Here is a 26011-nt window from a genome sequence, read left to right on the forward strand (position 1 = left end):
TGATAACGCGCGGGCATCGGAACGGTTCGATGCGGACTGCAATTATGGGCAGGAAAGTCAGCGAATGCCGCGGAGCGCCGATGACGGCGTGGCGCGCGTCACACGCCAGGCCGGATAGAGCGCGGCGAGCGGCCCGACCAGCACGACCCAGAACAGCGCCTCGGCGACGATGCCCAGGCTCAGATAGGGTTCGAGCAGGCCCGCCGAAATGCGCAGCCACGACACCAGATGCATGCCGGCAATCCCGAGACCGACCCCGATGAAACTGCCGATCAGGCACATTATCAGCCCCTCGACCACCACCAGCATGCGGATGCGCGCCGGCGTCCAGCCGATCGCCGCGAGGATGCCGAATTCCTGGACGCGCTCGGAGACCGACATCAGCAGCGTATTGGCCACCAGGATCGACGAGGCGAGAATCATGATCAGCGAGACCGCCGAGGTGACCGCATCGACCGTCTTGACGAAGTCCATGTTCTCGGCGAACTCCGCGCTGTCGCTCACCTCGATCGTCGGCGACACCTTGGCGAGCGCCGCCTTGACGGTCGCCGCCCTGTCCGGTTCCACCGGACGCGCCAGGCGGATCTGCACCAGCGAGACGCTGGCCGGGCGGCCGAGAAGTTCCTGGAGCCCCTTCAGACGGGCCACGGCGACGTTCTGGTTGAACACCGAGTCCGGCACCGAGATGCCGGTGATGCGGAAGGGCTCGTACTGGATCTGGATCTCGTCGCCCACCGTCTTGCCGAGCGCCTCGGCGACGGTGCGGCCGAGCACCACTTCGCGGTCGCCGGTGGGGATCACGCCTTGTTCGAGCGCCAGCGAGCGCCACAGGAAGCTGTCGTCCGGCCAGCCGGTGACGAAGATATTGGCCTCGTCGTCGACCTCGGCGATCGTCAGAACGATGCCCGCCGCCTCCTCGACGCCGGGCACGGCATCGAGCCTCTCGACCAGTTCGGCGGAAATCGAACTGCTGACCAGGCTGTAGGTGCCGCGCTGGCTGACGACATAGTCGCCGCCGACATCGCCGACGCCCTGGGCATAGCTGTCCTGCAGGCCGCGCGTCAGGCCGGTGAGCGCGACGAAACTGCCGACGGCCACTGCGATGCCGAGCACGGTGAGCGTGGAGCGAAGTTTCTGCGACAGGAGGTTTCGGGCAGGCAAGGTCAGGAGATTCATGCGGAGACCTCGGAAGTCGCGGCGAGCCGCGGAACACGCTGGTCGGAAACGATCCGTCCGTCGACCAGTTCGACGCGCCGGTCGCAGCGTTCGGCGATCGCCCGGTCATGGGTGACGATGACGACCGTGATCGCATTGTTGCGCTGCAGATCCTCGAGCAGGTCGATGATGTCGGCGCTCGACCGGCTGTCGAGACTGCCCGTCGGTTCGTCGGCGACGATCAGTTCGGGGCGGTTGGCAAGCGCCCGGGCGATCGCCACCCGCTGCCGCTCGCCGCCGGACAGTTGCAGCGGATGCTGGCGACCGCGCTGACCGAGGCCAAGACGCTCCAGCAGTTCCGCCACCCGCTCGCGCCGGTCACGCGCCGAAATCCCCTGCCACAGCATGGCGAGTTCGATGTTCTCCGCCACCGTCAGCGACGGGATCAGATAGAAGGACTGGAAGACGAAGCCGATCCGCTCGGAGCGGATGCGCGCCCAGTCCGTCCTGCCCCGCACGATCTCTCCATCGAACAGCACCTCGCCTGCGCTCGGTTCTTCAAGGCCGCACAGCACGTCGAGCAGCGTCGACTTGCCGCTGCCGCTCGGGCCGGTGATGGCGATGAAATCGCCGCGCGCCACCGAGAAGGAAACATCGTCCAGGGCAATGATGCGGCCGTTGTCATAGTCACGGCGGCAATTGCGGAGTTCGACCAGTTGGGACATGCAGAGGCTCTCAGTTCCGGCCGTCGAGTTCGGCGCGCAGGCTCCTGGTCAGCGCGGCGAGCGAACCGCCGAGCGCCTTGATCCGCGGCGCGTAGTCGTCGCGGCGGGCGACGGTCAGCGAGGCACCATTGCCGACGATATCGATCAAACAGAAGGAACCGCCGCAGGGCCGCATCTTCCAGTCGAGCCTGCGCGCGCTGCCGTCGCGACGGATCTGCGAGGTCAGCACCACGACATCCCGCGAACCCAGCGGCTTTGCATCGTTGACCCGCAGGCGATCGTCCGGACGGATGCGGCGATCGAGTTCCACGGCCATGACGTCGCGCAGCACCAGCCGGAAGTCGCGACGCTCCGCCTCGCCGGCCGCATCCCAGGCCTTGCCGGCGACCTTGCGGGCGATCTCGTCAAGGTCGAGATAGCGCTCAAGCAAGGGGGCGAGCTTGGAGGCTGGACCGCTGGCCGATGCGACCGTCAGGGAATGGATCCTCTCGACCGCGGCGATGGCACCGTCGATATTGGCAGCCGATGCGGGAAACGTTGGGCCTGCCAAGGAAACCAGGCATACCAAAACTGTGAGCAAACCGCGCATGCAGTCTTGCGCACGGCCAGAACGTCCAGACTTCAACCAAAAGTACATGCCAACCCCAGAAAGTACCCCGCAAGATGAAGGCGGCTGGACTTTCCCTTTTCCAATGCGCGAATCGTCCCCACGACTACTCAAGCGCGCGCTTGACATCATAAGTGCGACGTCCCTAATGCGCAAAGGAAAAGGCCTCTCGGCAAATTAGCAATTGGCCGCAGGAAGGCGAGTGCTTCGTTCAGGTCTTCTTGGCCTGGGGTTCGACGGAATCGGTGATGACAAGCGACTGGAGTGTGCCGATTACGGGTGCCTATTGCGAACGGACGGCGCCGGGATTCTGGGGCGAACCGCTGAATGCCAGTTCCAGCCTGCTCGTCGTCGTCGTCAGCCTCCTTGCCCTCGTGCATGTGCTCCGCACCCGTTCCCTCTCTCCCGGCCTGATCGCTATGATGGCGCTTGCCTTGGCGATCGGCATCGGCTCCTTCCTCTGGCACACCTTTGCGACGCGCTGGGCCGAGCTTGCCGACGTACTGCCGATCTGGGCCTTTGTCGCGCTCTACGGCGCAGCCGTGCTGAAGGACTCGGTCAGGCCTCCGATCGGCCTGCCCGTCGCCGTCGCCTTCGGTGCTGTCGTGTTCGTTGCAGGGCTCGCGCTGTCGATGCGGGACACGCATATGCTGGGAGATACCGTCAGCGGTTCCACCCAGTACCTGCCGGCGCTGTTCGTCGTCCTCGCCACCGGTCGCATGGTGTGGAAGGAGCGTCATCCATCGTTTCGCCTGACCGTGGTAGCGGTCGCACTGTTCCTCCTCTCCTTCGTCTTTCGCAGCCTCGACATGCCGCTCTGCTCCGTCGTCCCGTTCGGCACGCATTTCCTCTGGCACGTCACCAATTGCCTAGCCTTCGGCGTGCTGCTGGCGGCTCTCATCCGATTTGCCCCCGGCAACGGCCGAGCTACGGACAAGTGACGCCGAAGCAAGCTATGCGGCATGGGCCGGTCAATGCGACCATTACGAAGATTTAACTTCGCATCAGCCGAGGGCTGTGACACACCAGCCATGGACGATACCTGCGGTGGGGCGGATATCGTTTTACACCGCAATGAGCCGGACTTGATACGGGTCAATAGCTGACCGCTGCTTTCCGGTCATAGATTGATGGATGATCGAAAAAGATGGACGCGACATGACGAGCGATTCCGACACCACCCCACCCCCCGCCACCAATGACGATGCCAAGGAACTGGCTGCGCTGCTCGGCAGCTCGCGCAAACGCGGAGGCCGGTCGCGCTGGACATGGCGCCTGCTGGCGGCCGGCGTGTTCATTGTCGCAGCCTACGGCTACTGGTCGTACAGCACTCAGGCCACGGCCTATACCTACACCACGATAGCCGCCAAGAAAGGCGACCTCACCGTTCTCGTCACGGCAACCGGTTCGGTCGAGCCGACCGTGCAGGTGGACGTGTCGAGCGAGCAGTCGGGCACCATTCGCGACGTGCTGGTCGACTACAACAGCGCGGTCAAGAAGGGCGAGGTCGTCGCGCGTCTCGACACCGCCAAGCTCGAGGCCAATGTCAAGAGCGCGCAGGCAAGCCTGCTATCGGCCAAGGCGAGCGTCGCCAAGGCGGATGCCGACATGAAGTCGGCCAAGGCAACCTTCGATCGGCTCAAATCCCTGGTCAACAGCCGGGTCTCCAGTCAGCAGGAAATGGACGCGGCTGGTTTCACCTTCGAGGCGGCAGAGGCCACCAAGGCGAGCGCCGAGGCCAACGTACTCTCCGCCGAAGCCGAGCTCGAACAGGCCCAACTCAATCTCTCCAAGGCGACGATCGTCTCGCCGATCGACGGCATCGTGCTGTCGCGCGACGTCGATCCGGGCGCGACCGTCGCCGCCTCGCTCGAGGCGCCGACGCTGTTCACCATCGCCGGCGACCTCAGGCAGATGGAATTGCAGGTCGATATCGATGAGGCCGACGTCGGCCAGGTGGCGGTCGGGCAGACCGCGACCTTCACCGTCGATGCCTTTTCCGACAAGCGCTTCCCCGCCGAGATCACCGACGTGCGCTACGCGTCCGAGACCGTCAACGACGTCGTGACCTATATGGGCATTCTGCGGGTCGACAACGACCAGATGCTGCTGAGGCCCGGCATGACCGCGACCGCCGACATCGTCGTCCAGTCGATCGCGGGCGCGCTGCTCATCCCCAACGCCGCACTCCGCTATGCACCGCCGGAAAGCCTGACGCAGACGAGTTCGAGCGGCGGCGGGATGTTCAGCCTGTTTCGCCCGCCGCGCACAGGGTCGATCAGCGCGCCGGAACCGGAGGGCAGCGAACGCACCGTCTGGCTGATGAAGAACGACGTGCCGACGGCCGTCAACATCGAGATCGGCGCAAGCGATGGGCAAAATACCGTCGTTACCAAGGGGGCCATCGCCGAGGGCGACCTGCTGATTACCGATGCTGCGGAAAAGAACGGCTGAGGGCGCGACATGGCCAGCCCTCCGCTCATCGAATTTCGCCAGGTCTCGAAGATCTACGGCCGCGGCGAGGCGACGATCCGCGCCCTCGACAACGTCGATCTCGTAATCGAGAAGAACGAGTTCGTCGCGATCATGGGGCCGTCCGGCTCCGGCAAGTCGACCGCGATGAACATCCTCGGCTGCCTCGACGTACCGAGTTCCGGCGAGTACCTGTTCCAGGGCATCCAGATATCGGGGCTCGACCGCGGCCAGCATACGCTGCTGCGCCGGCACATGCTCGGTTTCGTGTTCCAGGGCTTCAACCTGCTTGCCCGCACATCGGCGGTCGAGAATGTCGAATTGCCTCTTGTCTATCGCGGCATGGAGGCCGGCGAGCGCCGCCGTCTGGCCAACATCGCCCTCGCGCAGGTGGGTCTCACCGGCCGCGAGCACCACACGACGCAGGAGCTGTCGGGCGGCCAGCAGCAGCGCGTCGCGATCGCGCGCGCGATCGTCACCAGCCCGAAGGTGCTGCTTGCCGACGAACCGACCGGCAACCTCGACACCAAGACCAGCAAGGAAATCATGGAACTGATGGTGGGCTTGAACGAGGAGCACGGCATCACGGTCATCATGGTCACGCACGAGGAAGACATCGCCGCCTACGCCAAGCGCCATTTGCGCTTCCTCGATGGCCGCCTGCATTCCGACAGCCAGAACGGAAAGGTCGCCGCAGATGTTCTTTGAGACTGTGAAACTCGCGCTTCGGGCCATCAGCCGCAACATGCTGCGCTCTTTCCTGACAGTCCTCGGCGTCGTCATCGGCGTTGCCGCCGTCATTGCCATGGTGACGATCGGCAACGGCACGACCGCGCAGGTGACCGCAGAAATCTCCAAGCTCGGCACCAATCTTCTCTTCGTCCGCCCCGGCCAGTTCGGCCCGGGTCGTGCCAGCTCCGATGCCAAGAAGTTCACCGAGCGCGACGTCCAGGCCGTCAGCGACCAGATCAGTGGGCTACGCGCCGTGGCGGGCGTCAACCAGTCGAGCCAGACGGTCATCTACGGTGGCGAAAACCACTCGACAACCGTCACAGGCACAACCAGCGGCTATTTCATCGCCCAGGACTGGACGATTGCCAGCGGCCGGACCTTCCTCGTTTCGGAAGAACGCGGCGGTCAGGCCGTTTGCGTCATCGGCGAGACCGTGCGCAGCGAACTGTTTGGCTCCACGCCGGCGCTTGAGCAAAGCATCCGCGTCGGCGGCATCTCCTGCGAAGTCATCGGCACGCTGGGCAAGAAGGGCCAGAGCGGCATGGGCAGCGACCAGGACGACATCGTGGTGATGCCGCTCAAGGTGTTCCAGCGGCGGATCGGCGGCTCAACCGAAGTGTCGAGCATGATCCTCTCCGCCGAGAACGGCGTGTCCACCTCGAAGATCCAGGCCAATGTCGAGCGATTGCTGCGCGAGCGGCGCAAGATCATCGCCGGGCGCGAGGACGACTTTTCGGTCAACGACATGACCCAGATGGCCTCGACGCTGACCGGTACGACGACACTGATGACCGGCCTGCTCGGCGCGGTGGCCGCCGTCAGCCTCTTGGTCGGCGGCATCGGCATCATGAACATCATGCTGGTCTCCGTCACCGAACGCACCCGCGAAATCGGCATCCGCCTTGCGATCGGCGCTCTGGAGCAGCAGGTACTGATGCAGTTTCTCGTCGAGGCGGTGACCCTGTCGCTCGCGGGGGGGATCATCGGTATCCTGCTGGGTCTTGGTCTGGCTTACAGCGCCGTGAGCTACATGCACGTCCCGTTCGTCAGCAGCCCGTCCGTGATCGCCCTGGCCTTCGGCTTCTCTGCCGCGATCGGCATGGTATTCGGCTATTTCCCGGCGCGCCGCGCAGCACAGCTCAACCCGATCGAAGCGCTGAGGCACGAATAGGCAGGCGGCCCCATCGCCCCCGGGCCTTGGCACCTGGCAGATCCGCCGCGCCCTCCAGCCGCGCGGCGGCCTGCCCGGCACCGGGCAAATGCGGATCGTCATGCGGGGGGCGGCCACACCGACGGCGCCTCCACAGCATCGTCGCACGCGCCTTGATATATCAGCCCGCCTTGCCATTCCGAATGCGACATGACAATCTGAAATATATCACTGGAGGGGCGCATGACTGGAATTACCGGCTCTCAGAGCCACCTCGCCTACCTGGCGCTCGAACAGCAGATCGTCACACTGAAGCTGAAGCCCGGCGCACTGGTGAATGAACGGCAGTTGATCGAACTGTCGGGCTATGGCCGAACGCCGGTGCGCGAAGCGATCCAGAAGCTCGAATGGCAAGGGCTCGTGCTGGTCCGCCCGCGCGTCGGCCTGCAGATCGCTGAAATCCAGCCGACCGATCACAAGGCCATCATGGCGATCCGCCTGAAACTTGAGCCGCTGCTGGCCAGGCTCGCAGCCGAGAACGTCGATGAAGCTCAGCGCATGGCCCTGCTCGAGTGCGCCCAGGCGATGACCTCGGCCGCCACCGCCGGAAGCTTCGACGCCTTCCTCAGCGCCGACAAGGAATTTGACGAGATCATCGAGGAGGCCTGCCCCAATCCGTTCCTGATCTCCGCCCTCGCGCCGCTTCAGTCCCATTCGCGGCGCATGTGGTATGCGCGCGCCACGGTGGGAAAGATGGACCGCTCGGTCTCGCTGCATGTCGCCGTCATCCGCGCGATCCAACAGGGCAAGGGCGACGCAGCCGAGAGCGCCATGGAAGCGCTGATCGCCTATCTGAGCGAAGGCTGAGCGCACCCGCTCAGACCAGAAGCCTGGCTCAAGAAAACAAAACGCCCGGCCAATGGCCGGGCGCTGCATTTTGGAACACGGAGCGGATCGCGTCAGCCGACGAAGGCGCGCTCGATGACGAATTCTGCCGGCTTGTTGTTGGCGCCTTCGGTCAGGCCCGCCTTTTCAAGCAGGGCCTTGGTGTCCTTCAGCATCGCCGTCGAACCGCAGATCATGCCGCGGTCGATTGCCGGATCAAGCGGCGGCACACCCAGATCGGTATAGAGCTTGCCGCTCTCCATCAGGTCGGTGATGCGGCCCTGGAACGGATAGTCCTCGCGAGTGACCGTCGCATAGTGCTTGAGCTTGTCGCCGACGATCTCGCTCAGCATCTCGTCCGCCTTGATCTCGTTGATGAGATCGAAACCGTACTGCAGCTCGGCCACTTCGCGGCAGGTGTGGGTGAGGATGACCTCCTCGAACTTTTCATAGGTTTCCGGATCGCGGATCAAGCTGGCGAAAGGCGCAATCCCGGTGCCGGTCGAGAACATGTAGAGCCGCTTGCCGGGCGTCAGCGCATCGAGCACCAGTGTGCCCGTCGGCTTCTTGCGCATCAGCACGCGGTCGCCGGGCTTGATCGCCTGCAGGTGCTGGGTCAGCGGACCGTCGGGAACCTTGATCGAGAAGAATTCGAGCTCTTCGTCCCAGGACGGGCTTGCGATCGAATAGGCGCGATAAAGCGGCTTGCCGTCGACCATCAGGCCGATCATGGCGAACTCGCCGGAGCGGAAACGGAAGCCGGGCGGCCGCGTCATGCGGAAGCGGAACAGCCGGTCCGTGTAGTGAGTCACGCTGAGCACGGTCTCGGCATAGACGCCTTCCGGGACGATCAGTTCGGCATTCTCGGTCTTGACGGGAGCATTCATGCGTCTTTGGTTCCTATGGTCGCCTGACTGACTTTCGCTGGCAGCCCTATACCGCAAGTCTCGCAGCGGAAAAAGCCGGCATTTGGCCGCGTCCAGCGTTTCGTCGCCTCTATCGGATGCCTCAGTCGAGAATGGCTTTCCTTGACCTCTGTCAATTCAGTCCAAATACATCTCGACATTCTTATGTTTTATGCCCCGCGACTGCCGATCCGGCGCCAACTGAAGCCACCGGCCGCGGTCGAAGGCGAAACACTCGGCTGGTAGCGTTCGGCGATCCCCGGCAGCCGGTTTTCCGCCAGACGCGCCAGCGCCACCGGATTGGAGACGGCAAAACTGCTGAACCCGGTCCGGAGCATCAGCGGCACCTGGTCGATCAGCACGTCGCCGACCGCCCGGACCTCGCCGGCAAAGCCAAGCCGCTGGCGCAGCAGCGTCGCATGGCTGAACCCGCGGCCGTCGCTGAAGGCCGGAAAGCTGATCGCGACCAGCGCGATTCGGTCGAGATGCGGCGCGAGCCTTGCGACGTCGTCGGACGGCTTCAAGAGCACGCCGAAGCCGTTCTCGTTGCTGTGTTCCACGGCGTCGAGGAAGACGTCGAGGCCGACGATGGCGCGCTCGCCCTCGCCCGCCTTGATCTCGTCCGTCTCGATCACCCAGGTGTCGTTGTCGAGGAAACCCGACTGGTTCCAGATCTTGGTCATCTTGTCCATTTCTCAGGCCGCCTCGGCCGTCTGGCCGTAAAGGGCTTCCTTGAAGGGTTTCGGACCGACCCGGCGATAGGCGTCGATGAAGGTTTCCTTCGGTTCGAGGCGCAGGCCGAGATAGGTGTCGACGATGGTCTCGATCGCATCGGTCACGCGCTCCGGCTCGAAACCCCGGCCGATGATCTCGCCGATCGAGGTGTTCTCGTCGCCGGAGCCGCCGAGCGTGATCTGGTAGAGCTCCGCGCCCTTCTTCTCGACGCCGAGCAGGCCGATATGGCCGACATGGTGATGACCGCAGGCATTGATGCAGCCGGAGATCTTGATCTTCAGCTCGCCGATCTCGGCCTGGCGCTCCGGCGATCCGAAGCGCGTCGAGATTTCCTGCGCGACCGGGATCGAGCGCGCATTTGCGAGCGCGCAGTAGTCGAGCCCCGGGCAGGCGATGATATCGGTGATCAGCCCGGCATTGGCCGTGGCAAGGCCGGATGCCTCCAGTGCCTGGTAGACGGCATAGAGATCGCCGAGCGCCACATGCGGCAGGATCAGGTTCTGCTCGTGGCTGACGCGGATCTCGTCGAAGGCCAGCCGCTCGGCGACATCGGCGACCACGTCCATCTGCACGTCGCTGGCATCGCCCGGCGTGCCGCCGATGGGTTTCAGCGAGATCGTCACCATGCCGTAGTCCGGATGACGATGCGGCTGGACGTTCTGGGCCGCCCAGGCGGCAAAGGCGCCATCGGCCTTCTTGGCGCGGGCAAGAGCCTCCCAGCCATCCGCACGGTCGGGCAGAGCAGGCGGGGCGAAATAGGTCTCGATCGCGCGGATGTCGCCTTCCGGCAGCTTCAGTTCGCTCTCACGGATCTGCTCGAACTCGGCCTCCACCTGACGCGTCACTTCCTCGACGCCGGTCTCGTGCACGAGGATCTTGATGCGGGCCTTGTACTTGTTGTCGCGCCGGCCGTGCAGGTTGTATACGCGCACGATCGCCGTCACATAGGTCAGCAGGTCCTCTTCCGGCAGGAAGTCGCGGATCAGCTTGGCGACCAGCGGCGTGCGCCCCTGCCCGCCGCCGACATAAACCGCAAAGCCCAGCTCGCCGGCTTCGTTCTTCTTCAGATGCAGGCCGATGTCGTGCACCTGGATCGCGGCCCGGTCGCGCGGCGCGCCGGTCACGGCGATCTTGAACTTGCGCGGCAGGAAGGAGAATTCCGGATGGACGGAAGACCACTGGCGCAGGATTTCCGCATAGGGACGCGGATCGGCGACCTCGTCGGCGGCAGCACCGGCGAAATGGTCGGCCGTAACGTTGCGGATGCAGTTGCCCGAGGTCTGGATCGCGTGCATCTCGACGCTCGCCAGTTCGGCAAGAATGTCCGGCGTGTCGGAGAGCTTCGGCCAGTTGTATTGGATGTTCTGGCGGGTGGTAAAATGGCCATAGCCCCGGTCGTAGCGTCGGGCGATATGAGCGAGCATGCGCATCTGCTTCGAATTCAGCGTGCCATAGGGAATGGCGACCCGCAGCATGTAGGCGTGCAGCTGCAGGTAGACGCCGTTCATCAGGCGCAGCGGGCGAAACGCGTCCTCGGCGATCTCGCCCGAGAGACGGCGGGTCACCTGGTCGCGGAACTGCTCGACGCGGGCCGAAACGAAGGCGTGGTCGAATTCATCATAGCGGTACATGGAAATCCTCAGGCGGCAATGAAGGCGGGATCGGCGAAACCGTGGCCGTCCGCATAGGCGATGGTCGGACCCTCGGCACGGATGCGCTCGCGAAGACGCAAGGGCCGCAGCAGGCCGCCCTTTTCCTCGACCTCGATGACGTTGACGTCGAGAACCAGGTTGCTGGCAAAGGCCTTGCGGCCGGCCTCCTCGATCGCCGCGACCGCTTCGGCATGGCGCGCCACAAACGCGTCCTGCAGCTTTTCGGTCCACCGGCCGTTGGCGTCGAGCCAGACGGCAATGCCGTCGCCCAGGCGATTGGCGGTCAGTACTTTGTCTGCCATGTCATGTCCTCTCGAAAGGGGCAAGGCTGGCGATCGTGCCGCGCAGCGGTTCGGAACGGGTAAAATTGCCGCCGGCGACGGCATCGCCGATGATCACCATCACCGGACCTTTGAGTTCGTCGCGCGCTTCGAGCGCCGGCAGCTCGGCCAGCGTGCCGTGCATGAGGCGGCTGTCGCGGCGCCCGGCATTCTCGACGACGGCGACGGTCGTGTCTTCGGAAAGCCCCGACGCCATCAGGCGGCCGGCGACGGAAGCGGCATTGCTGCGGCCCATATAGACGGCGACCGTGGCGCCCGACAGCGCAAGCCGCGCCCAGTCCGGCAGGGTCTCGCCATGGAGGTCGTGGCCGGTGGTGAAGACCAGCGAGGACGCAACACCGCGCAGCGTCAGCGGCAGCTCGAAATCGGCGGCGGCGGCAAGCGCCGAAGTGATGCCCGGCACGACCTCGTAGGCGACGCCCGCCTCGCGCAGCGCCGCCATTTCTTCGCCAGCACGGCCGAAGACCAGCGGGTCGCCGGATTTCAGCCGCACCACGCGCTTGCCTTCGCGGCCGAGTTCGACCAGCAGGTCGTTGATCTCGTCCTGGGTCTTCGAGTGGCAGCCCTTGCGCTTGCCTACGGGAATGCGGGTGGCATCGCGGCGCCCCATGTCGATGACGGCCTGAGGCACCAGCGCGTCATGCACGATGACGTCGCATTCCATCAGCAGCCGGTGGGCACGCAGGGTCAAAAGGTCTTCCGCACCCGGTCCGGCGCCAACCAGGAAGATCCGGCCTTCGGTCTTCTCGTTCACCGCGTCCTTGAGCAGACGGGTTGCGCGGCGGCGGGCATCGTGGACGTCGCCGGAGGCGACGGCATCGGCAACCTGGCCCTTGAAGAAGGAGCGCCAGAACATCCGACGAGGCAGGCCGCGCGGCAGCAGACGGTCGACCGCGGCGCGATAGCTGTTGGCCAGCTGCGCCAGATGACCAAGCGTCCGCGGCAGCAGGCGGTCGATGTCGGCGCGGATCATCTGGGCAAGCACCGGCCCCGCCCCCTCCGTACCGATGGCAACGGCGATCGGCGCCCGGTTGACCAGAGCCGGCGTATAGAAATCGCAGAAGTCCGGCTGGTCGACGGCATTGGCCGGGATGCGGCGGGCGCGGGCAGCCCGCACGATGGCGCGGTCGAGCTCCGCATTACCGGTCGCGGCGAACACCAGAACCGCGTCCTCGACCTGGGAGGGGGCAAAGCTGCGAGCCACTGTTTCGATGTCGTGCTCGGTCAGATAGGCGGCATAATCGGCGTCGGGCGCTTCGGCATAAACGACAATGCGCGCCTGGGTGTTGCGCAGCAGGCGGGTCTTGGCAAAGGCCTCCGGCCCGTTGCCAAACACCACGGCAACGGCGTTCGCGACCTTGAAAAAGGCCGGAAATACCGAAAGTCGCTGTTCGCTCACGCCCATGCCCGATTCCGCGTTCTGGAAGACTGCCCATTTATCCATGTATTCGACAAGGGATTGAAGAAACAGAAATCCGTCGGGCTTCGGTGATGGATATTTCTTTGCTAGGCTTTGCGCGGAAGTGAGCAAATCTCACCGAGCCGCACCGACGCGACGCGGCAGCGCAGCAAAACGCACGGGATAACGGCGCCGCGAACGAAGATTGCGCCTTTCACCAGCCATGGCCCGCCGATAGGATCGGCCTCACCCAGCCAGGAGAACCGCCTTGACCGCCGCCGACATCACCCGCCGCCTGCTCGACGTCATCGAAGACGATATCCTGCCGCTCACGGAAAAGGGCGTGGCGGCCGGCAACAAGGTGTTCGGCGCGGCGATCCTGAGAAAATCCGACCTCTCGCTGGTATTGGCCGAAACCAACAACGAGCTGGAAAACCCGCTCTGGCACGGCGAGGTCCACACGCTGAAACGCTTCTACGAACTGGGCGAACGGCCGGCGACCAAGGACCTGATCTTCCTGTCGACCCATGAGCCCTGCACCATGTGCATGTCGGCGATCACCTGGGCCGGCTTCGACAATTTCTACTATTTCTTCAGCCATGAAGACAGCCGCGACGCCTTCGCCATCCCGCACGACCTGAAGATCCTGAAAGAGGTTTTTGGCCTGGAGCCGGGTGGCTATCGCAAGGCCAACGCCTTCTGGAACTCCTATGCCATCGCCGACCTCGTCGCGGTGAACGACGATTCCGAGATGCTTGTGACCCAATCGAAGCGCATCCGCGCCGTCTACGACCGGCTGTCGCAAGAGTATCAGTCCGGCAAATCCGACAACGACATTCCGCTCAACTGAGCGCCCAGCACAGAGACCCGCATGGAACCCTCCAAGGACATTTCCCGCCTGCTTGACATCATGGCGGCGCTGCGCGAGCCCGAGACCGGCTGCCCCTGGGACGTGGTGCAGACCTTCGAGACCATCAAGCCCTATACGATCGAGGAGGCCTATGAGGTGGCCGACGCGATCGAGCGCAACGATCCGGACGATCTGTGCGACGAACTCGGCGACCTGCTGCTGCAGGTGGTGTTCCACGCCCGCATCGCCGAGGAGGCCGGGCTGTTTGCCTTCGGCGACGTGGTCGAGGCCATCACCAGGAAGATGATCCGCCGCCACCCGCACGTCTTCGCCGTCTCGGACGCTTCGACGCCGGACGCCGTCAAGCTGCAATGGGACGAGATCAAGCGGCAGGAAAAACAGGAACGCGCCGAACGTCACGCCGCCCGCGCCAAGGCGTCCGGCAAGCCCATGCCCGATGATCCGAAGGCCGGCTTCCTCGGCTCGGTCCAGCGCAGCTTCCCGGCGCTGACCGAAGCCCTGAAACTCCAGGAACAGGCCGCCAGGGTCGGCTTCGACTGGTCGGAGGCCGAACCGATCCTTGACAAGATCGAGGAAGAGATCGGCGAACTGCGCCAGGCGCTGAGAGCCGGTGAGCCGGACAAGATCGCCGACGAACTCGGCGACCTGATCTTCGCGCTCGCCAATATCGGCCGCCATGTGAAGGCCGATCCGGAACAGGCCCTGCGCGGAACGAATACGAAATTTCGCAGGCGTTTCGGCTACATAGAGCGGACTCTTGAAGCGAATAGTGAAACGCTCCAGGCCGCAACGCTGGAGCGGATGGAAGAGCTTTGGCAGGAGGCGAAGGCCGGCGAGCGACAGCTCGACTGAGCGAAATCTTTAACGCCCGGCGGGTGACGACTTGACGAAATCGATGAAGGCGCGCAGCGGCGCAGGCACCAGGCGCCGGCCGGGATAGTAGAGGAACGGCCCCGAGAAGCTCGGCCACCAGGGTTCGAGAACCGGCTCGAGCGCGCCGCTGTCGAAATACGGGCGAAGCCAGTCTTCGAAGAGTGCGACGATCCCGGTGCCGGCGATCGCGGCGTTGACGGCCAGATCGCTGCCGCCGCCGGCCGTGACCAGCAGCGGACCGGCCGGCTCGACGACCACCGTTTCGCCCTCGCGCTCGAACTCCCACACCGTCTCGACGCCGCTGGAGAAACGCGACCTCAGGCACGCATGGGCCAGCAGGTCGCGCGGATGGTCGGGCCGCCCGCGCCGGTCGAGATAGGCGGCAGACGCGCCGAGGGCAAAACGCTGGATGCGCGGGCCGATCGGCACGGCGATCATGTCGGGGCTCAGCCGCTCGTCATAGCGGATGCCGGCGTCGCAGCCGGCGGCGATCACATCGACGAAGCTCTCTTCCGTGATGACTTCCAGCTGGATGTCCGGATAGGCTTCCAGAAAGGCCGGAACGATCTGCGGCAGCACCAGACGTGCGGCGCTGACGGGCACATTGAGACGCAGCGTTCCGGCCGGCCGTTCGCGAAAGCCGTTAACGACGTCGAGCGCCGCTTCCATTTCCGATAGCGCCGGCATCAGACGTTCCAATAAGCCTCTGCCGGCTTCCGTCGGGACCACGCTCCGGGTCGTGCGGTTGAGCAGCCTCACGCCGAGCTGCGCCTCCAGGCGGCGCACCGCATCGCTCAGGCCCGATGCGCTGGAGCCGCTGAGGCGGGCGCCCTCGCGAAAACCGCCGGCCCGCGCCACGGCCACGAAAGCAGAAAGATCGCCAAGCTCCACATTCATTGTCCGCCTCACCGTACAGCCCGTGCAATTCCTATCCGGTTATCGCGAAGCCCGGCAAGCGCTAACTCATGGTCATCGGAACAAGGAGATCGACATGAACACCGTCAACACCATGAACAAGGCCGGGACATTTGCACTGGGGGACCGCAAGGTGACGAGAATGGGTTACGGCGCCATGCAACTCGCCGGGCCGGGCGTCTTCGGACCGCCCAAGGATCGGGGCGCCGCGGTCGCCGTGCTGCGCGCCGCCGTCGAGGCCGGGATCGACCATATCGATACCAGCGACTTCTACGGACCGCATGTGACCAACCAGATCATCCGCGAAGCGCTGCACCCCTACCCCGACGGTCTGACCATCGTCACCAAGATCGGCGCGAAACGCGGCCCCGACGGATCGTGGGACCTGGCCTTTACGGCCGCCGAACTGACCCAAGCGGTGCATGACAATCTGCGCAATCTCGGCCTGGAGACCATGGACGTGGTCAACCTCCGCCTGATGTTCGATGTCTATGGGCCTGCCGAAGGGCCGATCGAGGAGGCGGTGACGACGCTGGCCGAGCTTCAGCGCCAGGGGCTGGTCCGGCATATCGGGCTCAGCAACGCCACCGCCAGACAGGTGTCCGATGCCCGCAAGATCTGCGACATCGTCTGTGTGCAGAACATGTACAACGTCGCGCATCGCCATGACGACGCGCTGATCGACGATCTCGCCCGCGACGGCATCGCCTATGTGCCCTTCTTTCCGCTCGGCGGCTTTGCCCCGCTGCAATCGACGACCCTCTCCGGCGTCGCGGCACGCCTCGGGGCCACGCCCATGCAGGTGGCCCTGTCCTGGCTTCTGCAACGCGCCCCGAACATCCTGCTCATCCCGGGCACGTCGTCGGTCGCGCATCTGAAGGAAAACCTCGCGGCGGTGGATCTCGTTCTGCCGGAAGACGCGATCCACGACCTCGACTCGATCTGAGGAATGTCGGCGGCGCACGGCTGAGGGCCGATGGGGCGGCCGGCATCGACCGGGATGGGTCGGATCGAGCCGCTCCATGGGTAGATCGACGAAGCGACCAGCGAACCACTGGAGGCGCTAACCGCGACGAACAGGACAAGGTCGCCGACGAGATCGGCGACCCGGATTTCGCGCACGCCAATGTCGGTCGCCATGGCGAGGAACGATGTGGACATCATACCCAGATCAGGTAGCGTGTCTCAATTATTTCAACTCCATAGGATGCGTTTTTGAAATAGCAAGTTAGGAGTGAGAAGGAGCGGTGCTGGGCCGGATCAAGGCGCTTTGGCAAACGGCGAAGCTTCCTCCGCCCAAGGTCGGCAGACGCGGATCAGACCAGCGCGAGACGCAAATGCGGCGGCCACTGCCCTAACGGTCGTGCATACCCTTCCTTGCCAGAATCCTGTCCCGCATCTTCCGGATACGCCCTTCGCGTGTCGCTGCCTGCTTGGGTTGCCCGAAAAACAAAGCATAGCCGCGCCGGCGTCCCGGCGTCAGCTTTTCGAAGGCCTCCTGCAACGGCGGGTCCGCCTCCATGGCCGCGATCAGTTCCTCGGGATAGACGAAGTCGTTCTTCGCAAGATCGACCGTAGCGCCGGCCTTCTCAAGTTCCATGGCCTCCAGCGCATAGCTACGGATTACCGGCTCCATTTTGCCGATCTGGTCAAGGTCGGTAAACTTCAGGACCCGTGACGAACGGGAATTCTCGCCCGGCGCCATAAGCAGGTTTTGCTCGTCCTTCAAAAGCACGCCCTTGAAGAAGCCAAGCGTGGCATTGTCCTTGAATCCCCAGAGGATGGCGACGTTGCCGCCGTCATATGTGTAGCACGGCCCGCGCCACTTGAATTCTTCCGTGAGCCCACAGTCGAGCAGGATTTCCCTCAGCGCCCGCAGTTCTTCCGGCCACACCTTGGCCTCGGAGAAGAAAGAGTCCAGCTTCTGCCGTTGGTCGCTCATCACATCCTCCTGGGAACAGCTCCGATCCATTAGGCGGCTCTACCAAGTAGTGTCACCTGTCCATGACGTCGAATCATAATCCGCTGGCTCCTCCGGCACAGGATTCCCGAACGTGTGGAAATGACATCGGAGACTATCACGTAGAGAGAGCGCCTTACGGTCACTGAGAAATCCAAGGTCAAGCACGATCGGTTTTGTCTGCACCATAAGCTCTTCCGTTTGAGGCATCGGAGGACCTGCCGGGGCGGCCGGCGCCGGCAGTAGTCGGTCGGCAACAAGACTATAGGTCGGCAGCCTTCCGTAGCTGCCGGTTCTTCTGAGGTGAACGGACTGCAGCTCACGCCAGTCGAACCTCAGATTGACCGGCGCCCCGAGAACCAGCCCTTCGGTGGATACCGAGACAAGCAGAGCATTTTCAGGGCGGTAGATTGGTGACTGATTGACGACGCGGACGGCAAGAACGATGCCGCTCACAACAGCCGCTGCAGCCAACAGGAACTCGATTGCTGGCGCAAGACCAAGAACGGACGACACTCACTGACTGCATGCCAATCCCGCGAACGCAAAAAACAACGAAAGCGACAGGTAGGGACGGTCCTCACGCAGCAGCTCCACAACCTCGCATGGATCGCCTGCGGGATCTGTATCGCACACTTGCGGGTTTGGAATTCCATTTGTCACGACCGTCCTCGGAAATCTGTACCCTACGTGCACCAGATCATTCGTGACCGCTCACAGCCGTTGCGTCGACAGTCGCGGACAAAGAAGCGCTATGTCGGGCATCCACTGCCCGGCGGCCTCACCGCTCCCAGTCTTCCTTTTCCGCCTTCTGGCCGCTGCCGAGCTTGCGCTCCAGCTCGTCGGCCTGGCGGGCGGTGAGACGCAGGTCGAGGCTGACGGAGCCGTCCTCGTGGTCCTCGCGGCCGTCGACCACGGCATTCTCGTAGGCCCAGGAGATCAGCGCCTGCTTATCGGCGGGGATGACGATCGTCGCTTCGGTCAGCACGCCGGACAGCCGCTGCGAAATCACGTCGAGCAGATGGTCGACGCCTTCGCCGGTGATCGCCGAGACGGTCATGACATTTTCGCGGGTCGCTGCCTTCTGCAGCAGCGCATCATGCATTTCCGGCTCCAGCCGGTCGATCTTGTTCCAGATCTCGATGATGCGCTCCGACTTCTCCTTGTCGTCGATGCCGAGGTCGGAGAGGATGCGCAGCACATCGCCCGCCTGCGCGCCATTGTCCGGATCGGACATGTCGCGCACATGCAGGATGAGATCGGCCTCCAGCACTTCTTCCAGCGTGGCGCGAAACGCTGCGACCAGATGCGTCGGCAGGTCGGAGATGAAACCGACGGTGTCGGAGAGGATGACGGTTCGGCCATGCGGCAGCTTCATCCGCCGCAGCGTCGGGTCGAGGGTGGCGAACAGCATGTCCTCGGCCAGCACCCCTGCCCCGGTGATCCGGTTGAACAGCGTCGACTTGCCGGCATTGGTATAGCCGACCAGCGCCACGATCGGATGTGGCACCTTGCGGCGCTTGGCGCGATGCAGCTGGCGGGTGCGGACCACCTGCTCGAGCTCGCGCTCCAGCTTGATGATCTTGTCCTGCAGCATGCGGCGGTCGGCCTCGATCTGGGTTTCGCCCGGGCCGCCCATGAAGCCCGCGCCACCGCGCTGGCGTTCAAGGTGGGTCCAGGACCGCACGAGACGGCCCTTCTGGTAGTTGAGATGGGCCAGCTCGACCTGCAGCGTGCCTTCCTTGGTGGAGGCGCGGCGGCCGAAGATTTCGAGGATCAGGCCCGTCCGGTCGATGACCTTGGCGTTCCATTCCTTCTCGAGATTGCGCTGCTGCACCGGCGTCAGCGGATGGTCGACGATCACCAGGCCGGCATTGTGCTCATCCAGCTTTTCGCCGATCTCGGCGATCTTGCCGCTGCCGAGCAGGGTCGCCGGGCGCGGCTGGTTGACCGGCACGATCAGGCCCTCGCCGATCGTCAGCTCGATCGCGCGGGCAAGGCCCATCGCCTCTTCCAGCCGGGCTTCGTTCGATCGGCTCGGTGCGACCACGCTATTGTCGGAGCCGGCGGCGGGCGCCGCATTGCGGCCCTGCTTCAGGACCGGAACAATGACGACGGCACGCATGTCATCCCGGGGCTTTTCGTCCTCCGGGATGATCGACTCGTTTTTCGTGTCTCGGGTGGTTATGGCTTCAATCCTGTGACGAAGAGGTCTCTTCGCTTTCGAACATCTGCATCGGCTGGCCCGGCATGATGGTCGAGATGGCGTGCTTGTAGACAAGCTGCGAATGGCCGTCGCGGCGCAGCAGGACGCAGAAGTTGTCGAAGGACGTGACCACGCCCGTGAGCTTCACGCCGTTGATCAGGAAGATCGTCAGCGAAATCTTCTGCTTGCGAACGGTGTTGAGAAATAGATCTTGCAGGTTCTGAGAACGTTCCGCCATGGCGCCGCTTCTTTCTTTTTTGCCGGCCTTTGCGCCGGTGTAATTATTGTTCAAGCTTGTCAGAAAGGTAGGGTTTGTCCCCTGCAAGCCCTTTATCTGGAAGTTGGTATCAAATCGCCGTCTTTTCCGCAATGTCGAAAAAGGCGGAGCGGATCTTCTCCGAAAATGTGCCCGGATGACCGTTGCCGATGGTCTTTCCGTCGATTTCGACGATCGGAAAACAGATGCTGGTCGCCGCCGTGATGAACACTTCGCGGGCGGCGAGCATCTCGTCGCGGGAGAACTCCCGTTCGACCACCGGCATGGAGAGGCTTTGTGCCACATCCTTCAGCGTCGTGCGGGTGATGCCGCGCAGGATGCCGTGTTCGGCCGGGCGGGTGACGAGATTGCCTTCGCCGTCGACGATCCACACATTGGTCGCCGCCCCTTCGGTGACCATGCCACGCTGATCGATATAGATCGCCTCTTGGGCGCCCGCCTCCTTCGCCGCCTGCCGGGCGAGAACATTGGGCAAAAGCCCGACCGTCTTGATGTCGACGCGGTCCCAGCGATTTTCGGCAACCGTGATCGCCCTGAGGCCGTTCGCCTTCTTCGCCGCAATGACCTTCGGATCGGTGCTCTTGGCGGTGATGACGAGCGACGGCGCCGTGTCGGGAGCCGGAAACACATGGTCGCGCCGCGCTTCGCCGCGCGTCACCTGCAGGTAGAACAGCCCGTTCTTCACCCGATTGCGCCGCGCCACTTCCCGGATGACCCCGACGAGCGCCGCGCGCGACATCGGCGACGGAATGCGGATTTCGGAGAGCGAGCGGTCGAGCCGGTCGAGATGGCGCGAAAGATCGACGATCATCCCGTGACGGATCTCGCAGACCTCGTAGACCCCGTCGGCGAACTGGTAGCCGCGATCCTCGATATGCACGCCCGCATCGCGGTGCGGCAGGTAACGGCCATTCACGTAGGCAATTCTCGGCATCTTGGTCCCGTCCGATCGGTTTCTAGAAATACTGGATCGACACGCGGAACATCTGCTCGACGTCCCTGACGGCCGCGGCGGCGGCAAACAGCACCACCCGGTCCTTCGCCTTGATCTTCAGGTCGCCGTTCGGCCGCAGCACCGCGCCGTCGCGATAGATCGCGCCGATGCGGATACCCGGCGGCAGGTGCAGGTCGCGGAAGGCGACGCCGACCAGCGGCGAGGTTTCCAGCGCCTCGGCCTCGATCACTTCGGCCATGCCCTTCTGCACCGCATAGACGGAGCGGATGCGGCCCTTGCGGACGTGCTGGAGGACACGCGAGATCGTCACGGCGCGCGGATTGATGTAGTGGTCGATGCCGATCGCGTGGGTGAGATCCTGAAAGCTCGGATTGTTGATGAGCACCATGCCTGCCTTGCAGCCCATGCGCTTGGCCATGGCGGCGCTGAGGATATTGGTCTGGTCGCTGTTGGTCAGCGTCACCATCAGGTCGGCATCCTGGATTTCCGCCTGCTGCAGGATGTTCTGGTCCAGTGCCGAGCCGTGCAGAACGATCGAATTGCTCAGCTTGTCCGACACCATGACGGCCCGCTGCGCATCGCTCTCGATGATCTTGACCTTGGTCTTCGGCTGCAGATCCTCGATGGCGCGCGCCACGTAGTAGCCGATATTGCCGCCGCCGGCGATCACCAGCCGGCCCGCCTCCTGCTCCTCGTGCCCGAACAAGCCGAGCGTACGGCGGGTATGGTCGCGCTGACAGATGACATAGGCAAGGTCGCCGACCAGCAGCTGGTCGGTCGAACGGGCCACCTGCAGGCGGCCGTTGCGATAGATCGCCGTCACCGTGGCCATCAGGTCGGGAAAGAGCTGACTCAGCTGCTGCAGCGGCGTGTTGAGGACCGGGCAGTCCTCCATGCACTCGATCGCCACCATGGTGATGTGATCGTCGGCAAAGCGCACGATGTCCGTGGCGCCGGGAAAGGAAATGCGCCGCAGCACCATCTTGCCGACCTCGATCTCCGGCGAGATCGTCACGTCGATCGACATGTTCTGCCGGCTGAACAGGTCGGCATATTCCGGCTTGAGATAGTTCTGCGCGCGAATGCGGGCGATCTTGGTGGGCACGGAAAACAGCGCATGCGCCACCTCGCAGGCGACGATGTTGACTTCGTCGTAGAGCGTGACGGCAATGATCATGTCGGCCTGGTCGGCGCCGGCCTGGGCCAGCATGTCCGGATGCGCGCCGTGACCGACATAGCCGCGCACGTCCAGGGTCTCGGTGATGTGGTTGACGAGCGAGGCGGAGGTGTCGATCACCGACACGTCATTGTCCTCCTGGGACAGGCGCTCCGCGATGCCGTAGCCGACCTGTCCCGCCCCGCAGATGATGACTTTCATGATGGCTCTTTCAGAGAATGATCCGAATGCGGGGCCGCCCGGCCAGCGGCCCGACGCCCGTTATACGCCAAGCGATTTGAGTTTGCGATGGAGCGCCGAGCGTTCCATGCCGACAAATTCCGCCGTGCGGGAAATGTTGCCACCGAAGCGGTTGATCTGCGCAATCAGGTAGTCGCGCTCGAACATTTCGCGCGCCTCGCGCAGTGGCAGGGTCATAATGTGGGTGTCGTTGCGCGCCGAAATCTTCGGCAGCATGTCGGACAGGTCCTGCGGCAGCATTTCGGCGGTGATGTGCGTCTCCGCATTGTCGCTCTGCGCGAGAATCATCAGCCGCTCGATATTGTTGCGCAGCTGCCGGATGTTGCCCGGCCAGTCATTGGCCTGCAGCACCGCCATCGCGTCCTCGCCGATCTTGCGGGCGCGAATGCCGGCCTGCTCGGAAATCTGCCGCATGAACATGTCGACGAGGAAGGGTATGTCCTCGCGCCGCTCGGCCAGCGCCGGAACCTTGACCGGCACCACGGCGAGACGGTGGAACAGGTCTTCGCGGAACCGGCCCTCGGCGATCAGGCTTTCGAGATTGTAGGCGGACGACGAGATGATTCGCACGTCGACCTTGACACGCTTGGAACCGCCGACCCGCTCGAACTGCTGCTCGACCAGCACCCGCAGGATCTTGTTCTGCGTCTCGCGCGGCATTTCGCCGATCTCGTCGAGATAGAGAATGCCGCGATGCGCCTCTTCCAGCGCGCCGATGCGGCGCGGCTGGCCGGGTGTGCCCTCGGTGCCGAACAGCGCGATCTCCATGCGTTCCGGCGTGATCGTCGCTGCATTGAGCGCCACGAACGGGCCGCCCACCCGGGCCGAGCGCTTGTGGATCATCCGCGCGACGAGTTCCTTGCCGGAACCGGACGGCCCGAAGATCATGATCCGGCTATTGGTCGGAGCGATCTTCTCGATGGTCTGGCGAAGCTGGGATACCGCGACGGACGTGCCGATCAGTTCGGCCGCATCGCCCGTGCGCTTCTTAAGCTCCGTGACTTCGCGCTTCAGCTTCGAGTTTTCCAGCGCCCGTTCGGCAATCAGGATCAGGCGATCCGCCTTGAACGGCTTTTCGATGAAGTCGAAGGCGCCGCGCTTGATGGCCGAGACCGCGGTCTCGACATTGCCGTGACCGGAGATCATCACCACCGGAAGGTCCGGATGCCGGCTCTTGATCTCGTCGAGCAGCGACAGGCCGTCGAGCCGGCTGCCCTGCATCCAGATGTCGAGGAAGACGAGGCGCGGTGCGCGGTCGGAGATCGCCGCAAGCGCGCTGTCCGCGTCATGGGCGGTGCGCGTTTCGTGTCCCTCGTCGCTGAGAATACCCGAGACGATCTCGCGGATATCCTCCTCGTCGTCGACTACCAGAATATCAGAGGCCATGGACCATTTCCCTGTTGCTTTCGGCGTCCATGGCGGCCGGCGTCTCGATCCGCGGCAGGACGATGCGGATCATCGCTCCCCTGCCCCGGTCGAATTCCGCCGGTGCATCGTGCAGCTCGAGCTGGCCACCATGTTCTTCGATAATTTTCTTTACGATCGCGAGACCAAGGCCGGTGCCCTTGTCCCGCATCGTCATATACGGTTCGAGAATGCGGTGTCGGTTTTCCACCGGCAGACCCCGCCCGTTGTCGATCACATCGACCACGAAGCGATCCTGCTCGTGATCGAATGCCGAGCGAACCAGCACCTTGCCGCCGTCGCCCAATTCCTCGAGCGGTACCGCCTCAATCGCCTCGACCGCGTTCTTGATCAGATTGCCGACCGCCTGGCCCACCATGCGCGCATCGAAGCTGCCCTCGAGCGGTTCGTCGCCGAATTCGCGCGTGAACGTGATGTCGTGATTGCCCATCTCGCGCAGGAACACCGCATCGCGCAGGATGTGGCGCAGGTCGGACCGCTGCTTGGCGGGCTTGGGCATGCGGGCGAAGGCGGAGAATTCGTCGACCATGCGGCCGATATCCTCGACCTGACGTACGATGGTATCCGTGCACTGGTCGAAGACCGCCCGGTCGTCCTCGGCAATCTGCTTGCCGTAGCGGCGCTTCAGCCGCTCGGCGGAGAGCTGGATCGGCGTCAGCGGGTTCTTGATCTCGTGGGCGATTCGGCGCGCGACGTCGGCCCAGGCCGTCGACCGCTGGGCAATCACCAGATCGGTGATGTCATCGAGCGTGATGACGTAGGAATCGGCCGAGCCGCGCGTTTCCTCGCGCGTCACCTGGACATTGAGGGTGCGTTCCTTGCCGCCGCGAATGAGGTTGATCTGCTCGCGATATTCGCCGCGGTGACGCACTGCGGCTTCCGCAAGCACGCGGTCGACTTCCGGTGCGACCAGATTCAGTTTCTTGCCGATCAACTCGTCCGTCGGCAGCGCCAGGAAATACTCGGCCGACGGGTTGACGATCGTGATGACGCCGTCGTCCTCGACGCCGATCACCGCAGCCGTGACACCCGACAACACGGCCTCGATGAAGCGGCGCCGATCATCGACCTCGTCCTTCGCCTCGAGGATTTCGTCGCGCTGGGTGCGGATCTGCGAGATCATCTTGTTGAAGGTGCGCGACAGGCTGCCGACGTCGCCGTCGGCGACGCGCACCGGCACGATGACGTTCCAGTTGCCCGAGGCGATGCTGTCGGCCGCCCCGATCAGCAGGCGGATCGGCCGCACGATCCGGTCGGCGACGGCGATCGCGGTCCAGATGGCGGCGAGCAGGACGATCAGGGCAAAACCGAGATAGAGAACGGCGAATGCGATCTGCAGCGTCGTCCGGCCGGCCTCCATCGCCTTGTATTCGGCCGTGTTCTCCTCCATCAGCCGCATGGCGGACATGACCTTCGGATCGACCGCGCGGATCGTGTAGAGAAAGGTACCCGAAATCGAATCGAGCTTGATGATGGCACCGACGAGATTGGTGACCCCCGGCGGGATCAGGGTCGGCTGGCCGGCGGCAGCACTTTCGAGCGCGTCCTTAGGGATCGCCGGCAAGGGCTTGTCGGTGGAAATTTCCGCCTGGGTGATGGCCGAACCGTCCTGACGCACGAGGAAGGCGCCCAGCAGGCCGCGGCCCTTGGCCTGGCGGGTCAGCAATTGCACGAAGCCGGTCCGGTCGAGATAGTAGAGGGACCGGTTGCGCTCCAGGTCGTTCGCCATCGACACGGTCTGGCCCTGGAGATAACTGGCGTTCTCCATCATGTAGGCCTGGGCGATGTTCATCGAGGAGGACACGATGGACTGGGTACGGATCGAAAACCACCGGTCAAGGCCGACATTGAGCGTGATACTGGCAAAGATCGCGACAAGGATCGCCGGCGTGATCGCGACGATCGAGAACAGCACGACGATTCGCACATGCAGCCTGGCCGCCGCCCGGCCCTTGGTCCGAGCGCGCACCAGCCGCGTGACCTCGCGGCCGATCAGGAACATCAGGCCGACGATGAACAGCGAATTGATGATGGCCGAGGCGATCAGCACGTTCGAGGTCGGTTCGATCGACGTCAGGCCAAGCAGCACGGGAAGCGTGAAGACCGCGCAGGCCAGCGCACCGCCGGCAAGCGCCAGGCCCGGCAGGGCGAACGATGCCCGGCGATCCTGCGCCAAAGCGGGATCGCTGTCCGCAACGGATTCGGCCATTTGCCTGATCATCAACAAGAACTCCCGCGCTCTGCGCATGACGAGCTATTCCCCGAATTGGCGCAGACGACGACAGTCGTGGATACCACGACCTCGTGTCCTTTGAGCAACGCATTGTGGCGAAAATGCAACGGGCCTCGTTGGC

The 26011-nt window shown here is 64.0% G+C and carries 24 protein-coding genes; 8 read left to right on the forward strand and 16 right to left on the reverse strand.

Going from position 1 to position 26011, the window contains the following annotated elements; genetic code table 11:
- Positions 1 to 57: 57 nt before the first annotated feature.
- From L867_RS0101555 to L867_RS0101565, 3 genes are read right to left on the reverse strand one after another with little or no spacing between them, the layout of a single operon-like run.
- Positions 58 to 1176, reverse strand: coding sequence for an ABC transporter permease (locus L867_RS0101555; protein ID WP_028735247.1), 1119 nt, complete (start codon positions 1174 to 1176; stop codon positions 58 to 60).
- Positions 1173 to 1880, reverse strand: coding sequence for an ABC transporter ATP-binding protein (locus tag L867_RS0101560; protein ID WP_028735248.1), 708 nt, complete (start codon positions 1878 to 1880; stop codon positions 1173 to 1175). Before L867_RS0101560 ends, L867_RS0101555 begins: the two co-directional genes overlap by 4 nt.
- 10 nt (positions 1881 to 1890) lie before the next feature.
- Entirely contained in the window at positions 1891 to 2430 is a 540-nt protein-coding gene (locus tag L867_RS0101565; RefSeq protein ID WP_169734057.1) for a Tgt2/MlaC family protein, read from the reverse strand.
- A gap of 305 nt (positions 2431 to 2735) precedes the next feature.
- Here L867_RS0101565 and L867_RS24305 point away from each other — a divergent pair, with 305 nt between their 5' ends.
- From L867_RS24305 to L867_RS0101590, 5 genes are all read left to right on the forward strand, one after another.
- Positions 2736 to 3428 (forward strand): ceramidase domain-containing protein, encoded by a 693-nt coding sequence (locus L867_RS24305; protein WP_037172452.1) that lies wholly within the window; start codon positions 2736 to 2738, stop codon positions 3426 to 3428.
- Positions 3429 to 3645: 217 nt separating this feature from the next.
- The gene (locus L867_RS24310; RefSeq protein WP_037172455.1) at positions 3646 to 4941 is read left to right on the forward strand and encodes an efflux RND transporter periplasmic adaptor subunit; all 1296 of its coding nucleotides are present in this window, start codon (positions 3646 to 3648) and stop codon (positions 4939 to 4941) included.
- A gap of 9 nt (positions 4942 to 4950) precedes the next feature.
- Positions 4951 to 5667 (forward strand): ABC transporter ATP-binding protein, encoded by a 717-nt coding sequence (locus tag L867_RS0101580; protein ID WP_028735250.1) that lies wholly within the window; start codon positions 4951 to 4953, stop codon positions 5665 to 5667.
- Positions 5657 to 6862, forward strand: a complete 1206-nt coding sequence (locus L867_RS0101585; protein WP_028735251.1) for an ABC transporter permease — start codon at positions 5657 to 5659, stop codon at positions 6860 to 6862. The genes L867_RS0101580 and L867_RS0101585 overlap by 11 nt, the downstream gene beginning before the upstream one ends.
- A 222-nt stretch (positions 6863 to 7084) precedes the next feature.
- Positions 7085 to 7708 (forward strand): GntR family transcriptional regulator, encoded by a 624-nt coding sequence (locus tag L867_RS0101590; protein WP_028735252.1) that lies wholly within the window; start codon positions 7085 to 7087, stop codon positions 7706 to 7708.
- 92 nt (positions 7709 to 7800) lie between these two features.
- Here L867_RS0101590 and L867_RS0101595 read toward each other — a convergent pair whose 3' ends face one another.
- The 5 genes from L867_RS0101595 to cysG all read right to left on the reverse strand — a co-directional run bounded on the left by L867_RS0101595 (position 7801) and on the right by cysG (position 12764).
- Positions 7801 to 8613: a ferredoxin--NADP reductase gene (locus tag L867_RS0101595; protein ID WP_028735253.1), complete on the reverse strand. Its 813-nt coding sequence runs from the start codon at positions 8611 to 8613 to the stop codon at positions 7801 to 7803.
- Between the two features lie 188 nt (positions 8614 to 8801).
- The gene (locus L867_RS0101600; protein ID WP_028735254.1) at positions 8802 to 9314 is read right to left on the reverse strand and encodes a DUF934 domain-containing protein; all 513 of its coding nucleotides are present in this window, start codon (positions 9312 to 9314) and stop codon (positions 8802 to 8804) included.
- Between the two features lie 12 nt (positions 9315 to 9326).
- A complete protein-coding gene (locus L867_RS0101605) occupies positions 9327 to 10997 on the reverse strand; it encodes a nitrite/sulfite reductase (protein ID WP_028735255.1) in 1671 nt (556 codons plus the stop codon).
- Between the two features lie 8 nt (positions 10998 to 11005).
- On the reverse strand, positions 11006 to 11320 hold the full coding sequence (locus L867_RS0101610; protein WP_028735256.1) for a DUF2849 domain-containing protein: 315 nt from the start codon (positions 11318 to 11320) through the stop codon (positions 11006 to 11008).
- Between the two features lies 1 nt (position 11321).
- Entirely contained in the window at positions 11322 to 12764 is a 1443-nt protein-coding gene (gene cysG / locus L867_RS0101615; protein WP_028735257.1) for a siroheme synthase CysG, read from the reverse strand.
- Between the two features lie 262 nt (positions 12765 to 13026).
- On the opposite strand from cysG, the gene L867_RS0101620 reads away from it, so the two are divergent.
- Both L867_RS0101620 and mazG read left to right on the forward strand, forming a co-directional pair.
- A complete protein-coding gene (locus L867_RS0101620) occupies positions 13027 to 13608 on the forward strand; it encodes a deaminase (RefSeq protein WP_028735258.1) in 582 nt (193 codons plus the stop codon).
- Between the two features lie 21 nt (positions 13609 to 13629).
- Positions 13630 to 14481, forward strand: a complete 852-nt coding sequence (mazG, locus tag L867_RS0101625) for a nucleoside triphosphate pyrophosphohydrolase (protein WP_028735259.1) — start codon at positions 13630 to 13632, stop codon at positions 14479 to 14481.
- Positions 14482 to 14490: 9 nt separating this feature from the next.
- Here the strand turns inward: mazG and L867_RS0101630 are convergent, their stop codons facing one another.
- Positions 14491 to 15399, reverse strand: coding sequence for a LysR family transcriptional regulator (locus tag L867_RS0101630; protein WP_028735260.1), 909 nt, complete (start codon positions 15397 to 15399; stop codon positions 14491 to 14493).
- A 94-nt stretch (positions 15400 to 15493) separates the two neighbouring features.
- Here L867_RS0101630 and L867_RS0101635 point away from each other — a divergent pair, with 94 nt between their 5' ends.
- On the forward strand, positions 15494 to 16363 hold the full coding sequence (locus tag L867_RS0101635) for an aldo/keto reductase family oxidoreductase (RefSeq protein WP_037172303.1): 870 nt from the start codon (positions 15494 to 15496) through the stop codon (positions 16361 to 16363).
- A 408-nt stretch (positions 16364 to 16771) separates the two neighbouring features.
- Here L867_RS0101635 and L867_RS0101640 read toward each other — a convergent pair whose 3' ends face one another.
- The 7 genes from L867_RS0101640 to L867_RS0101670 form a co-directional block, all read right to left on the reverse strand.
- Positions 16772 to 17359: a YdeI/OmpD-associated family protein gene (locus tag L867_RS0101640; protein WP_028735262.1), complete on the reverse strand. Its 588-nt coding sequence runs from the start codon at positions 17357 to 17359 to the stop codon at positions 16772 to 16774.
- A gap of 799 nt (positions 17360 to 18158) precedes the next feature.
- Complete coding sequence (gene hflX, locus L867_RS0101645; protein WP_104368098.1) at positions 18159 to 19574, reverse strand: GTPase HflX; 1416 nt, start codon at positions 19572 to 19574, stop codon at positions 18159 to 18161.
- Positions 19570 to 19821, reverse strand: a complete 252-nt coding sequence (gene hfq, locus L867_RS0101650) for an RNA chaperone Hfq (RefSeq protein WP_028735264.1) — start codon at positions 19819 to 19821, stop codon at positions 19570 to 19572. The genes hflX and hfq overlap by 5 nt, the downstream gene beginning before the upstream one ends.
- Before the next feature lie 109 nt (positions 19822 to 19930).
- Positions 19931 to 20794 carry a D-amino-acid transaminase gene (locus L867_RS0101655; protein WP_028735265.1) on the reverse strand — a complete coding sequence of 288 codons (864 nt, stop codon included), beginning with the start codon at positions 20792 to 20794 and terminating at the stop codon, positions 19931 to 19933.
- Between the two features lie 22 nt (positions 20795 to 20816).
- The gene (trkA, locus tag L867_RS0101660) at positions 20817 to 22193 is read right to left on the reverse strand and encodes a Trk system potassium transporter TrkA (protein WP_028735266.1); all 1377 of its coding nucleotides are present in this window, start codon (positions 22191 to 22193) and stop codon (positions 20817 to 20819) included.
- Between the two features lie 60 nt (positions 22194 to 22253).
- A complete protein-coding gene (gene ntrX, locus L867_RS0101665) occupies positions 22254 to 23618 on the reverse strand; it encodes a nitrogen assimilation response regulator NtrX (RefSeq protein WP_028735267.1) in 1365 nt (454 codons plus the stop codon).
- Positions 23608 to 25866, reverse strand: coding sequence for a sensor histidine kinase NtrY-like (locus L867_RS0101670; RefSeq protein WP_269748254.1), 2259 nt, complete (start codon positions 25864 to 25866; stop codon positions 23608 to 23610). Before L867_RS0101670 ends, ntrX begins: the two co-directional genes overlap by 11 nt.
- Between the last annotated feature and the right edge of the window lie 145 nt (positions 25867 to 26011).

The organism is Paenirhizobium selenitireducens ATCC BAA-1503, assembly GCF_000518785.1.
In the GTDB taxonomy this organism is placed as follows: domain Bacteria; phylum Pseudomonadota; class Alphaproteobacteria; order Rhizobiales; family Rhizobiaceae; genus Allorhizobium; species Allorhizobium selenitireducens.

Excerpts from the sequence above, each read along its gene's own strand:
- L867_RS0101600 (WP_028735254.1), bottom strand. The coding sequence starts at position 9,314 with ATGACCAAGATCTGGAACCAGTCGGGTTTCCTCGACAACGACACCTGG.
- L867_RS0101555 (WP_028735247.1), bottom strand. The coding sequence starts at position 1,176 with ATGAATCTCCTGACCTTGCCTGCCCGAAACCTCCTGTCGCAGAAACTT.
- L867_RS0101630 (WP_028735260.1), bottom strand. The coding sequence starts at position 15,399 with ATGAATGTGGAGCTTGGCGATCTTTCTGCTTTCGTGGCCGTGGCGCGG.
- L867_RS0101635 (WP_037172303.1), top strand. The coding sequence starts at position 15,494 with ATGAACACCGTCAACACCATGAACAAGGCCGGGACATTTGCACTGGGG.
- L867_RS0101560 (WP_028735248.1), bottom strand. The coding sequence starts at position 1,880 with ATGTCCCAACTGGTCGAACTCCGCAATTGCCGCCGTGACTATGACAAC.
- ntrX (WP_028735267.1), bottom strand. The coding sequence starts at position 23,618 with ATGGCCTCTGATATTCTGGTAGTCGACGACGAGGAGGATATCCGCGAG.
- cysG (WP_028735257.1), bottom strand. The coding sequence starts at position 12,764 with ATGGGCGTGAGCGAACAGCGACTTTCGGTATTTCCGGCCTTTTTCAAG.
- L867_RS24310 (WP_037172455.1), top strand. The coding sequence starts at position 3,646 with ATGACGAGCGATTCCGACACCACCCCACCCCCCGCCACCAATGACGAT.
- L867_RS0101580 (WP_028735250.1), top strand. The coding sequence starts at position 4,951 with ATGGCCAGCCCTCCGCTCATCGAATTTCGCCAGGTCTCGAAGATCTAC.
- L867_RS0101605 (WP_028735255.1), bottom strand. The coding sequence starts at position 10,997 with ATGTACCGCTATGATGAATTCGACCACGCCTTCGTTTCGGCCCGCGTC.
- L867_RS0101655 (WP_028735265.1), bottom strand. The coding sequence starts at position 20,794 with ATGCCGAGAATTGCCTACGTGAATGGCCGTTACCTGCCGCACCGCGAT.
- mazG (WP_028735259.1), top strand. The coding sequence starts at position 13,630 with ATGGAACCCTCCAAGGACATTTCCCGCCTGCTTGACATCATGGCGGCG.
- hfq (WP_028735264.1), bottom strand. The coding sequence starts at position 19,821 with ATGGCGGAACGTTCTCAGAACCTGCAAGATCTATTTCTCAACACCGTT.
- L867_RS0101640 (WP_028735262.1), bottom strand. The coding sequence starts at position 17,359 with ATGAGCGACCAACGGCAGAAGCTGGACTCTTTCTTCTCCGAGGCCAAG.
- L867_RS0101595 (WP_028735253.1), bottom strand. The coding sequence starts at position 8,613 with ATGAATGCTCCCGTCAAGACCGAGAATGCCGAACTGATCGTCCCGGAA.
- L867_RS0101585 (WP_028735251.1), top strand. The coding sequence starts at position 5,657 with ATGTTCTTTGAGACTGTGAAACTCGCGCTTCGGGCCATCAGCCGCAAC.
- L867_RS0101670 (WP_269748254.1), bottom strand. The coding sequence starts at position 25,866 with ATGGCCGAATCCGTTGCGGACAGCGATCCCGCTTTGGCGCAGGATCGC.
- L867_RS24305 (WP_037172452.1), top strand. The coding sequence starts at position 2,736 with ATGACAAGCGACTGGAGTGTGCCGATTACGGGTGCCTATTGCGAACGG.
- L867_RS0101590 (WP_028735252.1), top strand. The coding sequence starts at position 7,085 with ATGACTGGAATTACCGGCTCTCAGAGCCACCTCGCCTACCTGGCGCTC.
- L867_RS0101610 (WP_028735256.1), bottom strand. The coding sequence starts at position 11,320 with ATGGCAGACAAAGTACTGACCGCCAATCGCCTGGGCGACGGCATTGCC.
- trkA (WP_028735266.1), bottom strand. The coding sequence starts at position 22,193 with ATGAAAGTCATCATCTGCGGGGCGGGACAGGTCGGCTACGGCATCGCG.